11 protein-coding genes are annotated in these 11691 nt (G+C 40.9%); 7 read left to right on the top strand and 4 right to left on the bottom strand.

Translation table 11 applies throughout. From position 1 onward, the window contains the following. The first annotated feature begins 12 nt into the window (after window positions 1-12). Together ligA and NSQ94_RS17275 are read left to right on the top strand one after the other, a co-directional pair. On the top strand, window positions 13-2016 hold the full coding sequence (gene ligA, locus NSQ94_RS17280) for an NAD-dependent DNA ligase LigA (RefSeq protein WP_339193451.1): 2004 nt from the start codon (window positions 13-15) through the stop codon (window positions 2014-2016). Window positions 2017-2031: 15 nt separating this feature from the next. Further along, window positions 2032-3183 carry a CamS family sex pheromone protein gene (locus NSQ94_RS17275; protein ID WP_339193449.1) on the top strand — a complete coding sequence of 384 codons (1152 nt, stop codon included), beginning with the start codon at window positions 2032-2034 and terminating at the stop codon, window positions 3181-3183. Window positions 3184-3267: 84 nt separating this feature from the next. On the opposite strand, the gene NSQ94_RS17270 is transcribed toward NSQ94_RS17275, so the two are convergent. Then, a complete protein-coding gene (locus tag NSQ94_RS17270) occupies window positions 3268-3426 on the bottom strand; it encodes a YjcZ family sporulation protein (RefSeq protein ID WP_082829587.1) in 159 nt (52 codons plus the stop codon). Between the two features lie 272 nt (window positions 3427-3698). On the opposite strand from NSQ94_RS17270, the gene gatC reads away from it, so the two are divergent. The 4 genes from gatC (at window position 3699) to NSQ94_RS17250 (ending at window position 8105) form a co-directional block, all read left to right on the top strand. After that, window positions 3699-3989, top strand: a complete 291-nt coding sequence (gene gatC / locus NSQ94_RS17265; protein WP_063388808.1) for an Asp-tRNA(Asn)/Glu-tRNA(Gln) amidotransferase subunit GatC — start codon at window positions 3699-3701, stop codon at window positions 3987-3989. A gap of 16 nt (window positions 3990-4005) precedes the next feature. After that, window positions 4006-5463: an Asp-tRNA(Asn)/Glu-tRNA(Gln) amidotransferase subunit GatA gene (gene gatA, locus NSQ94_RS17260; RefSeq protein WP_094244375.1), complete on the top strand. Its 1458-nt coding sequence runs from the start codon at window positions 4006-4008 to the stop codon at window positions 5461-5463. Window positions 5464-5476: 13 nt separating this feature from the next. Then, complete coding sequence (gene gatB, locus NSQ94_RS17255; protein WP_144597463.1) at window positions 5477-6907, top strand: Asp-tRNA(Asn)/Glu-tRNA(Gln) amidotransferase subunit GatB; 1431 nt, start codon at window positions 5477-5479, stop codon at window positions 6905-6907. A 268-nt stretch (window positions 6908-7175) separates the two neighbouring features. After that, window positions 7176-8105, top strand: a complete 930-nt coding sequence (locus NSQ94_RS17250) for a diacylglycerol kinase (protein WP_327848228.1) — start codon at window positions 7176-7178, stop codon at window positions 8103-8105. Between the two features lie 197 nt (window positions 8106-8302). On the opposite strand, the gene NSQ94_RS17245 is transcribed toward NSQ94_RS17250, so the two are convergent. After that, window positions 8303-8458: a Fur-regulated basic protein FbpA gene (locus NSQ94_RS17245; RefSeq protein ID WP_327848227.1), complete on the bottom strand. Its 156-nt coding sequence runs from the start codon at window positions 8456-8458 to the stop codon at window positions 8303-8305. Between the two features lie 180 nt (window positions 8459-8638). Between NSQ94_RS17245 and rlmD the strand changes: the two genes are divergently transcribed. Further along, complete coding sequence (gene rlmD / locus NSQ94_RS17240) at window positions 8639-10009, top strand: 23S rRNA (uracil(1939)-C(5))-methyltransferase RlmD (RefSeq protein WP_339229751.1); 1371 nt, start codon at window positions 8639-8641, stop codon at window positions 10007-10009. 34 nt (window positions 10010-10043) lie between these two features. On the opposite strand, the gene NSQ94_RS17235 is transcribed toward rlmD, so the two are convergent. Next, window positions 10044-11396 carry a recombinase family protein gene (locus NSQ94_RS17235; protein ID WP_242009301.1) on the bottom strand — a complete coding sequence of 451 codons (1353 nt, stop codon included), beginning with the start codon at window positions 11394-11396 and terminating at the stop codon, window positions 10044-10046. Window positions 11397-11518: 122 nt separating this feature from the next. Further along, window positions 11519-11689 carry a hypothetical protein gene (locus tag NSQ94_RS17230; protein ID WP_199757328.1) on the bottom strand — a complete coding sequence of 57 codons (171 nt, stop codon included), beginning with the start codon at window positions 11687-11689 and terminating at the stop codon, window positions 11519-11521. Window positions 11690-11691: the final 2 nt, after the last annotated feature.

Below are 11691 nucleotides of genomic sequence, written 5' to 3'. Positions count from 1 at the left end.
GAATTGACACATATGGATAAACGTACGGCAGAAAACCGTGTAAAAGAATTGCACAAGCTTTTGAATCAATATAATTATGAATATCACGTTCTTGACAATCCGTCTGTTCCTGACGCAGAGTATGACCGGCTCATGAGAGAACTTATTGAACTTGAGGAAAAATATCCTGAGCTGAAAACCCCTGATTCTCCCTCCCAGCGTGTGGGGGGCGCTGTTTTAGATGCTTTCCGAAAAGTGGAGCACCGCGTGCCGATGCTGAGTTTGGCAAACGCTTTTAATGAGCAGGACTTGCGTGACTTTGACAGGCGAGTCCGTCAAGCAGTTGGGGATGTCGAATATGTTGTGGAGCTGAAAATTGACGGACTGGCGGTTTCCCTTCGATATGAAAACGGCCTGTTTGTACAAGGATCAACACGAGGAGACGGCACGACCGGGGAAGATATCACGGAAAATTTAAAAACGATCCGCTCGATCCCTTTGAGACTAAAGAAAAATTTATCGATTGAAGTGCGCGGAGAAGCATTTATGCCGAAAGCATCATTTGAAAAATTAAATGAGGAGCGGATTGCAAAAGGGGAAGTCCCATTTGCCAATCCAAGAAACGCTGCTGCTGGTTCCTTGCGCCAGCTAGACCCAAAAATTGCCGCGAAACGAAACTTAGATATTTTCGTCTATAACATAGCAGAGCTTGGCGATACCGGAGTGTCTTCTCATAGTGAAGGATTGGACTTGCTTGATGAACTCGGCTTTAAAACAAATCATGAACGCAGAAAATGCAAAAACATCGACGAAGTGATCGAGCTGCTTGATCAATTGTTGGAAAAGCGGTCTCAGCTTCCGTATGATATTGACGGAGTTGTAATTAAGGTTGATAGTTTGCGTCAGCAGGAAGCGCTCGGGGCAACTGCGAAAAGCCCGAGATGGGCGATTGCCTATAAGTTTCCGGCAGAAGAGGTAGTGACGAAGCTGCTGGATATTGAACTCGCTGTCGGACGCACCGGCGTCATTACCCCAACAGCGATCTTAGAGCCTGTAAAGGTTGCCGGGACAACCGTCAAACGAGCTTCCCTTCATAATGAAGATTTGATTCGGGAAAAAGATATTAAACTTGGGGACTTCGTCGTCGTGAAAAAAGCCGGGGACATCATTCCTGAAATTGTAAATGTTCTTGTTGACAGAAGAACAGGCAATGAACAGGATTTTCGGATGCCTTCGCACTGTCCTGAATGCAATAGCGAGCTGGTCCGGTTAGAAGGAGAAGTTGCGCTTAGATGCATTAATCCAAAATGTCCGGCGCAAATTCGCGAAGGTCTCATCCATTTTGTTTCCCGAAATGCGATGAATATTGAAGGATTAGGGGAACGCGTCATCACCCAATTGTTTAAAGAAGGTTTGATTCAAGATGTAGCGGATTTATACAAATTAACAAAATCTCAATTGCTTCAGCTTGAACGGATGGGTGAAAAATCAACGGATAATTTGTTACATGCGATTGAACGGTCGAAGGAAAATTCGCTGGAGCGCCTTTTATTCGGGCTAGGCATTCGCTATGTCGGAGAAAAAGCCGCAAAAATTTTAGCAGAGCATTTTGAAACAATGGAGCGACTGCAAAGCGCAACAAGAGAACAATTAATCAGCATACCAGAAATTGGAGAAAAAATGGCTGATTCCATCGCTACTTTTTTTGAACAGCCTGAAGTAAAAGAATTGATTGAAGAATTAAAGTCATTCGGTGTCAATATGACGTATAAAGGTCCGAAACGGACAAATTCAGAAGAAAAAGATTCATACTTTGCCGGAAAGACAATCGTTTTAACAGGGAAGCTTGCTGAAATGTCCCGCAATGAAGCAAAAGAACAAATTGAAGCAAGAGGCGGAAAAGTTACTGGCAGTGTGAGCAAAAAAACAGATCTTGTGATCGCTGGTGAAGATGCCGGCAGCAAGCTCGCAAAAGCTCGCGAATTAAACATAGAAGTCTGGGATGAGTCTCGTTTGCTTGAAGAATTAAGGAAATAGGAGAGGGAAGGTACCTTGAAAAAACTTTTGATTATAGCGGCAGCGTGCATGGCTGTGCTCAGTGCATGCTCGCAGGACATTGGAGAACCGGAGCAAATTGTACAAGAGACGGAAGAATCAACGGAGGAAAAAGCAATTATTCCGAAATACAGAATTTCGGAAGATTATTATAAGATGCTCGTGCCTTTTAAAACGAGTGAAGCGCGGGGGCTTGTGGCAAGCAATCTCAATACAAGATTTGATATCGATGAATTTGAAACTGGTCTTATGCGGATGGCCAGCGACAAGTTTCCGACGGATAAATATGTGTTTCAAGAAGGACAATATTTAGACAAAAAAACTGTCCAAAACTGGCTTGGCCGCAAGCTGGAAGGAAAAGATTTGGAAGAAGCGAAAAGAAAGGATAAATCTTTCAAAAATGAAGGTTTAAATCCGCCAGAAAGCTCCGAAAAAAGCCCCATTTATGTAACGCATATACTTGAACATAATTACCTTGTAAAAAAAGATGAAAAAACACTTGAGCTTGGCGGAGTGTCGATCGGTTTGGCCTTGAATTCTGTTTATTATTACCGCACGGAAGACGGCATCCAAAAAGAAAATAAAATAGACAAGGCTACCGTTGAAAAGAAAGGGAAGGAAATTGCACAAGTGGTTGTGAAGAGGCTTCGAAATATAGAAGGATTAGAAAAAGTGCCGATTGTTGTTTCCCTTTACGAACAAGCGCCTAAATCTTCGATTGTTCCAGGACATTTTTTTGCAAGAACAATCGTTGATGGCGGAAGTGAAAATATTGGAAAATGGGAAAATATTAACGAAGAGTATTACTTTTTCCCATCTGAAGAGGGGACAAAGAAAAAACCGGACGATGCCAACACATTTAAACGTTTAAAAGGAGATATTGAAGACTTTTTCCCTAACTACACAGGCATCATTGGGAAAGCTTTTTATCAAGACGGTGAAATGAAGCAAATGAAAATAGAAATACCGGTTCAGTTTTACGGAAAAACAGAAGTCATCGCCTTTACACAATTTTTAACTGGGAAAGTTGTAGAATATTATAAAGACTATATTTCTCTTGAAGTGACCATCAACTCTTCAAGAGGTCCGGAAGCGCTCATCGTTAGAGAGCCAGGGCAGGAAAAACCGACAGTTCATGTTTTTCAATAAAAAAACAGGTGATTTCAAAAAGGGGGGATTTTGAAATCACCTTTATATTGATCGTTTTTTGGCGGGCATTTGGTTAAACGGTGTTCACCACTTTACAAAAGCAGTACCTACAATGATCAACAAAATGAACAATACTACTATAAGGGCAAATCCACCACCGTGTCCGAATCCACCACCGTACCCGAATCCACCGTCATATCCTCCGTAACCGTAGCCTTGACAAGAACCGAATCCAAAACTCATGTTTTTCACCTCCGAATAATGTACCGTACAATACTTTTATATTCACGAATGAATAAAACGTTTGGACGAATGTACCTATATTTGAATTTTTGGCTGAAGTCCTTCGACGTTTTGAAAATTACATGTGAAAAGAAAATCATCTGTAAAGGGGCTTTTTTCAGCCTGCCTTCGTGCAATATTGTTTCAACATTTCGGGGGTGTTGCTTTATCTGGCTAAAATTTGATATTATCAGAGTATTGCAGTGTGTTCGAAAAAGTGGAGGTGAATTGGGATGTCACGCATTTCGAAAGAACAAGTAAAACATGTTGCTCATCTTGCCCGCTTGGCAATTACGGAAGAGGAAGCAGAGATGTTTACCAATCAGCTTGACGCGATTATAACGTTTGCTGAGCAGTTAAATGAATTGGATACGGAGAACGTTCAACCAACTTCCCACGTTTTGGATATGAAAAATGTCATGCGCGAAGATCAACCTGAGCCGGGTCTTCCACGGGAAGTTGCGTTGAAAAATGCTCCTGACCAAAAAGACGGACAATTCCGCGTACCAGCCATTCTTGAGTAAGGAGGACGAAGCGAACATGGCTCTGTTTGATCATAAAATATCTGAATTAAAACAAATGCTGCACCGAAAAGAAATTTCCGTCTCCGATCTTGTCGATGAGTCTTACAAGCGCATTCAAGAAGTCGACGGAAAGGTAGAAGCTTTCTTAACCCTCGATGAAGAACGAGCCCGAGAAAAAGCAAAACAACTGGATAATGAAATAGGAAAAAAAGATACATACGGTTTATTGTTTGGCATGCCGATAGGAATTAAAGATAACATTGTGACAAAGGATTTACGCACAACCTGTGCAAGCAAAATTCTTGAAAACTTTGACCCAATTTATGATGCAACAGTTATGCGCAAGCTGGAAGAAGCTGAAGCGATTACGATCGGCAAATTAAACATGGATGAGTTTGCGATGGGATCATCCACTGAAACGTCCGCATTTAAAAAGACGAAAAACCCATGGAATTTAGAAGCGGTTCCAGGCGGTTCCAGCGGCGGCAGCGCAGCGGCTGTCAGCGCAGGAGAAGTTCCGTTTGCACTAGGCTCTGATACAGGCGGCTCGATTCGCCAGCCGGCAGCATTCTGCGGGGTTGTTGGCTTGAAGCCTACATATGGACGAGTCTCCCGTTTCGGATTAGTCGCATTCGCGTCTTCATTAGATCAAATCGGACCGATAACAAGAACTGTTGAAGACAACGCTTACCTTCTTCAAGTCATTTCAGGTCTTGATCCAATGGATTCCACAAGTGCAAATGTGGAAGTTCCTGATTATATATCCGCTTTAACTGGAGATATTAAAGGGCTGAAAATTGCGGTTCCAAAAGAGTATTTAGGTGAAGGGGTAAGCCGTGAGTCGCGCGAGGCCGTACTGGCTGCTTTAAAAGTACTCGAAGGATTGGGCGCAGAATGGGAAGAAGTATCTTTGCCGCATTCCAAATACGGTATTGCTACATATTATTTGCTTGCCTCATCCGAAGCATCTGCGAATCTCGCCCGTTTTGACGGAGTCCGCTACGGCTATCGCTCCGACAACGCTGAAACCTTGATCGATATGTATAAACAAACACGCGCGGAAGGCTTTGGAAATGAGGTAAAACGCCGCATTATGCTCGGTACATTTGCATTAAGCTCTGGATATTATGATGCATATTACAAAAAAGCGCAGCAAGTGCGCACGCTTATTAAAAAAGATTTTGAAGACGTTTTTGAAAAATATGACGTCATCATCGGACCGACAACCCCGACTCCAGCATTTAAAATCGGCGAAAAAATTGACGATCCACTCACGATGTATGCGAACGATATTTTAACAATCAATGTGAACCTTGCCGGAGTTCCTGCTATTTCCGTACCTTGCGGATTTGCCAACGGCCTGCCGCTGGGATTGCAAATCATCGGCAAGCATTTTGACGAGAGCACCGTTTATCGCGTTGCCCATGCATACGAACAAGCAACAGACTTCCATAAACAAAAACCGGAACTGTAAGGGGTGAGAACTAATGAACTTTGAAACGGTCATCGGACTTGAAGTACATGTGGAATTGAAAACGAAATCGAAAATCTTTTCAAGTGCACCAAACGCTTTCGGTGCTGAACCAAATACAAACACAACGGTCATTGACCTCGGATACCCGGGAGTTTTGCCCGTTTTAAATAAAGAAGCCGTTGAATTCGCAATGAAAGCTGCGATGGCATTGAACTGCGAAGTGGCTACTTATACAAAGTTTGACCGGAAAAACTATTTTTATCCGGACAACCCGAAAGCATATCAAATTTCCCAATATGATCAGCCGATCGGTCAAAACGGCTGGATTGAAATTGAAGTGAACGGAAAGAAAAAGAAAATCGGCATTACGCGCCTTCATTTAGAAGAGGATGCTGGCAAATTGACGCATACTGGCGACGGCTATTCTCTTGTAGACTTTAACCGTCAAGGAACACCGCTGATTGAAATTGTATCAGAGCCGGACATCCGCTCACCTGAAGAAGCCTATGCATATTTGGAAAAATTAAAATCGATTATTCAATATACTGGCGTATCCGACTGTAAAATGGAAGAAGGATCTCTTCGCTGCGACGCAAACATTTCGCTCCGCCCGATCGGACAAAAAGAATTTGGCACAAAAACAGAATTGAAAAACTTAAACTCATTTAACTTTGTGCGCAAAGGGCTCGAATATGAAGAAAAACGTCAGGCGGAAGTGCTTTTATCCGGCGGCGTCATTCAACAAGAAACACGCCGTTTTGATGAGGCTACAGGGAAAACGATTTTAATGCGCGTTAAAGAAGGATCAGACGATTATCGTTATTTTCCTGAACCTGATTTAGTCACTCTTTACATTGATGATGAGTGGAAAGAAAGAGTCCGGTCATCGATTCCGGAGCTGCCGGATGCGCGCCAAAAACGATATGTTGAAGAGCTTGGACTCCCAGCGTATGATGCTAAAGTGCTGACAATGACGAAAGAAATGTCTGATTTCTTTGAAGCAACAGTTAAAGCCGGAGCTGATGCGAAACAAGCTTCTAACTGGCTGATGGGAGAAGTATCAGCATATTTAAATGCAGAGCAAAAAGAGTTGTCTGAAGTGGCGCTCACCCCGGAAAGTCTTGCAGGAATGATCAAGCTGATCGAAAATGGAACCATCTCCTCCAAAATCGCGAAAAAAGTGTTCAAAGAGCTGATTGAAAAAGGCGGAGACCCTGAAAAAATCGTGAAAGAAAAAGGGCTTGTTCAAATTTCTGATGAAGGTGCCATCTTAAAGCTTGTAATCGAAACATTGGATGAAAATGAGCAATCGGTTATCGACTTTAAAAACGGAAAAGATAAAGCGATTGGCTTTCTAGTCGGTCAAATTATGAAAAAAACGAAGGGACAAGCCAACCCGCAATTAGTAAACAAATTGTTATTACAAGAAATAAAGAAACGATAATTTTAATAGACGCTCAGCTTAGCAGCTGGGTGTTTTATTTGTATTAAAATGGGAATAAAACCCATCCGTGAATTTTTGAAGCTGGAATTTGAAAAAAGTGTTTAAATGGCGAACAGTTTTATCAAAATAAAAATAGAATAAACGTTTATTGACAAAGTAGTATAAATGAGCACAAATGATAGAAAAAACTTGTTTGTTTTGTCAAAAAGGAATAATCTATTAATGATTCTATTTTTACAATAGAAATGGATAGTATAGGATGATGTGAATGAAACGCGCAAGAATCATTTATAACCCCACATCTGGTCGAGAGGCTTTCAAAAAACAGCTCCCTGAAGTTCTTGCTAAATTTGAAGAGGCCGGCTATGAAACATCGTGCCATGCTACTACCGGTGAAGGAGATGCGACAAATGCAGCGAAACAGGCTGCTGAACGCGGGTTTGACCTCATAATCGCTGCGGGTGGAGACGGTACGGTGAACGAAGTTGTGAACGGGCTCGCAGTCATGGAAAATCGTCCGACGCTCGGAATCATCCCCGTCGGAACTACAAACGATTTTGCCCGTGCAATCGGCATTCCCCGCGACAATATTTTGCACGCAGTCGATACGCTGCTGAACGGCGTAAAAAGGAAAATAGACATTGGAAAAGTGAATGACCAATATTTTATTAATATTGCCGGCGGCGGAAAATTAACAGAGCTTACTTATGACGTTCCAAGCAAATTAAAGACCGTTTTAGGGCAGCTTGCTTATTATTTAAAGGGGATTGAAATGCTCCCTTCCATCCATCCGACAGAAGTGGAAATTGAATATGATGGCAAGCTGTTTCAAGGAGAGATCATGCTTTTTTTAATCAGCTTGACAAATTCGGTCGGAGGGTTTGAAAAGCTGGCTCCAGACTCAATTTTAAATGATGGCATGTTTGATTTACTGATTTTGAAAAAAGTCAGCCTCGCGGAGTTTATTCGCCTTGCCAGCCTGGCGTTAAAAGGCGAGCATATTCACAGTGAAAATGTAATTTATACAAAAGCCAATCGGATAAAAGTAAAGACAGAAGACAAAATGCAGTTAAACTTGGACGGCGAATACGGAGGACTCCTGCCTGCTGAATTTGAAAACTTGTATCAATATATTGAGATCATCATGTCAAAAGAAAAAGCGGAAAAAAACGCGCCAATTGAAAAGAGCAGCGAATAGGCTGCTCTTTACCGTTTTTGAATAGATGAAATGCGGCTCCCTGCGCTAATTTCAACGATTTATATGACTTGTCTGCAACATTTTGCTTAAAAAAAACCACTGCAAAAGCTTTGCAGGCAGCTTGTTAAACAAAATGTAATGAAAGAAAGGTGCAGCTGTTTTTACAGCCTTGCTTTCAAGCTGGAAAAACGAAATTTTTATTTTCCAAAATGGTAATGATCGTTTTCAATTTTATTGACAAGTTTTAACAACTCAATGACGTTCAATTCATATAATTGTTGTCCATCTTCCCCTTTGTAAACACCGTTGGCAATAAGCTGTTCGATGAGTGACTCTTTAAAACTTTGATCCATGTAAATTCACTCCTTCAGCTAATATAGACGCTTTTTCATGAACCAATGTTACGTGCCGCCCTTTTATATTTTCATTACAATAGTATTTCCTATTATGACAATAATAAAATCACTTGGGTCATTTTTACGGTTGTGATACAATTTTTTCAGTTCATTCTGATCAAAAAGGAAGAAAACAACATGGAAGCACCAGTGAAGAAAAATGATTATTACGATGTATTGTTTGAAGATTTAACACATGACGGGGCAGGAGTAGCCAAAATCAACGGCTTTCCTTTATTTGTCCCGAATGCTTTGCCTGGAGAAAAGGGAACAGTCAAAGTTGTCAAAGTAAAAAAAGGCTATGGATACGGACGTCTCATGAAATTATCGAAAACAAGCCCCGATCGGGCAGATGCGCTTTGTCCCATATACAAACAATGCGGAGGCTGCCAGCTTCAGCATGTAAGCTATGACGGCCAACTGCGCCATAAGCAAAAAATAGTAAAAGAAACGCTTGCCCGCATCGGAAAAGTGGATGTAGAAAAAGTCACGGTTCATCCAACGATCGGAATGAGCGATCCTTGGAATTATCGAAATAAAGCACAGGTTCCAATCGGGGAGCGGGAAGGCGCCCTGATTGCAGGCTTTTATCAACAAAGAACGCACGAAATTATCGATATGGAGAGATGTCTCATTCAGCAGACGGAAAATGACCGAATTGTCCGAGAAGTTAAAGCGATATTGAACCGCTATCACATCCAAGCTTACAACGAACAAACCCATCAAGGATGGCTGCGCCATATCGTTGTCCGCTACGGGTATCAAACAAAGCAAGCGATGCTTGTTTTCGTTACCCGAACAGCTGATTTTCCACATAAAAAGAAAATTTTAGCTGAAATTACCGCTAAATTTCCAAACATTCGATCGATTGTCCAAAACATAAACCCGAAACGGACAAACGTCATATTTGGCGAAGAAACAAAGCTGCTTTCGGGTTTGGAATATATATATGATTATATCGGATCAATTAAGTTTGCCATTTCCGCACGCTCTTTTTACCAAGTGAACCCTGAACAGACGAAGGCGCTTTACGAAAAAGCGTTAGAATACGCCGAACTTACAGGAGAAGAAACGGTCATCGACGCCTATTGCGGGATCGGAACGATTTCACTCTTCCTTGCGCAAAAAGCTAAAAAAGTGTACGGCGTGGAAATTGTGCCCGATGCCATTGAAGATGCCAAACGAAATGCAAAACTAAACGGCATCGAGAACGTTGAATTTGCCGTCGGTGAAGCAGAGGAGATCATGCCCAAATGGCATGCACAAGGAATTCGCGCAGACGTCATCGTCGTGGATCCTCCTCGAAAAGGCTGCGATCATTCACTGCTTCAAACAATTATAGCAATGAAACCAAAAAAAGTCGTCTACGTCTCCTGCAACCCGGCGACATTAGCGCGCGACATTGCCATCCTAGAACAAGGCGGCTACGAAACAAAAGAAGTCCAGCCAGTCGACATGTTCCCGCATACGGCGCACGTTGAGTGCGTGTCGCAGATAGTTTTAAAATAAAAAAAAGAGGCAAGATAAGGTTTTTCTCTTGCCTCTATTCAATTTTTGGTGTTGCAAACCGATAATGAATAATTGGTGTACCGTCTTTTTTTACTTCGATTCGATTGATTAAACGGTGAAGCATATCTTCTGTTAATTCATCAAAATTTAGGAACTGAAGTAGTTCCTTTTTTAACTTTTCAATGGTTACGATTACATCTTCACCCTCCATAAATGTTAGAAGTTTATTTTTCTGTTCTATTAATTCAGTTAATTCCTTGTTCGTTGCTTCAATACTTTCTTGATATTCTTCATTGGTAATGATTCCGTCAGCTAACAGGTTGATGAATTTCCTTTTTCGATTTTTTAAAACATCCATCTGTTTGGTAATCTTATTGATTCTCTTTTGAGAATCCGATTTTGTACTTTTCGATTTTCTCTCCATCTTCTTTATATATTGCTCTTTGTCAATTTGATGAATTAAGGATTGTATGTCATTTAGAATTGTTTCTTTTAAAAAATCCTCTTTTATTGTGTGGGCGGTACAAGCTTTTTTTCCATGACGCGCATAAGCCCCACAAATGTATCCGTCTCGATTGCTTCGGAACCACATACCTGTACCACAATCGGCACAAAAGAGGACATTAGTAAAAAGATGTATCTTGGGTGCCGTAATATATTTTCTTCTCTGCTCTAATTGATTTTGGACAGCATCAAACATTTCCCTTGATATAATTGGCTCATGTGCATTTTCGATAATAAACTGTCCTTCTTTTGGAATTTTTTTCCTCCTTTTACTCGTTACACTTACTGTTGTTGTTCTGCCTTGAACAAGATCTCCTACGTAATGAGGATTCGTTAAGATACATTTAATTGTAGAATCGTGCCATTTATCTCCGGCATTTGATTTTCCAGCCACTTGAGCAGGTGTTGGAATCCCTTCATTGTACAGACGTCTCGCAATACTTTGTCTTCCATTTCCTTCTAAATATTCTCTAAAAATACGCCTAACAATATTTGGTGTCTCATCATTACGGATATACAGTTTTCCATCTCTTACTTCATAACCATATGGAGGATTCGAACCTTTAAAAAGTCCATTTTTTGCACGAGTTTTTAATGTCTCTTTCACACGATTACTCGTGTTTTGAGATTCTTGTTCATACATCCATGCATAAAGGCCAAACATATGGGTGTTACCTGTTAATGTATTGATAGCATTATCTAATGTAATGATGTGAATCCCTTGGTTTTCACATAAGTTTTTGATTTTATAGGATAACTCTCCATTGCGGGCAAGACGTGATAACTCTTTAGCAAGGATGATATCGAATTTTCTATCCTGAGCATCTTCAATAAGTTTTTGAAGTTCTTCCCTTTTTGCTGTCGTCCCGCTTTCAACGTCGATATAAAAGTTGTAAATATCCTAACCTTTTTCTGATATATAGTTATAAAATAGTTCTTGCTGATATTTTAAGGAATCTTTTTGTTCTTCTTTATCGGTAGAAACACGAACATATACTGCACATCTCATTTTGAATCATACTCCTTCTCGTCTTTTTGAGATGTAGCAGTGTTTACCTTACTAGCATTATTGACGAGTTCTTCAATTTTATGATCAATAATTGAATTTATAACATCCATGAAGGTGAGCGAAGTATCTGCAAAAATTCGCTCAACATTGTTCTCTAATCTATTCATGA

This window comes from Aeribacillus sp. FSL K6-2833 (genome assembly GCF_037965815.1).
GTDB classification, from domain to species: domain Bacteria; phylum Bacillota; class Bacilli; order Bacillales; family Aeribacillaceae; genus Aeribacillus; species Aeribacillus composti.
The sequence above is the reverse complement of the archived record's forward strand: the minus strand, read 5'-3'. Positions and strand labels throughout refer to the sequence as shown.

Excerpts from the sequence above, each read along its gene's own strand:
- gatA (WP_094244375.1), top strand. The coding sequence starts at position 4,006 with ATGGCTCTGTTTGATCATAAAATATCTGAATTAAAACAAATGCTGCAC.
- gatB (WP_144597463.1), top strand. The coding sequence starts at position 5,477 with ATGAACTTTGAAACGGTCATCGGACTTGAAGTACATGTGGAATTGAAA.
- rlmD (WP_339229751.1), top strand. The coding sequence starts at position 8,639 with ATGGAAGCACCAGTGAAGAAAAATGATTATTACGATGTATTGTTTGAA.
- NSQ94_RS17230 (WP_199757328.1), bottom strand. The coding sequence starts at position 11,689 with ATGAATAGATTAGAGAACAATGTTGAGCGAATTTTTGCAGATACTTCG.
- gatC (WP_063388808.1), top strand. The coding sequence starts at position 3,699 with ATGTCACGCATTTCGAAAGAACAAGTAAAACATGTTGCTCATCTTGCC.
- NSQ94_RS17245 (WP_327848227.1), bottom strand. The coding sequence starts at position 8,458 with ATGGATCAAAGTTTTAAAGAGTCACTCATCGAACAGCTTATTGCCAAC.
- NSQ94_RS17270 (WP_082829587.1), bottom strand. The coding sequence starts at position 3,426 with ATGAGTTTTGGATTCGGTTCTTGTCAAGGCTACGGTTACGGAGGATAT.
- NSQ94_RS17250 (WP_327848228.1), top strand. The coding sequence starts at position 7,176 with ATGAAACGCGCAAGAATCATTTATAACCCCACATCTGGTCGAGAGGCT.
- ligA (WP_339193451.1), top strand. The coding sequence starts at position 13 with ATGGATAAACGTACGGCAGAAAACCGTGTAAAAGAATTGCACAAGCTT.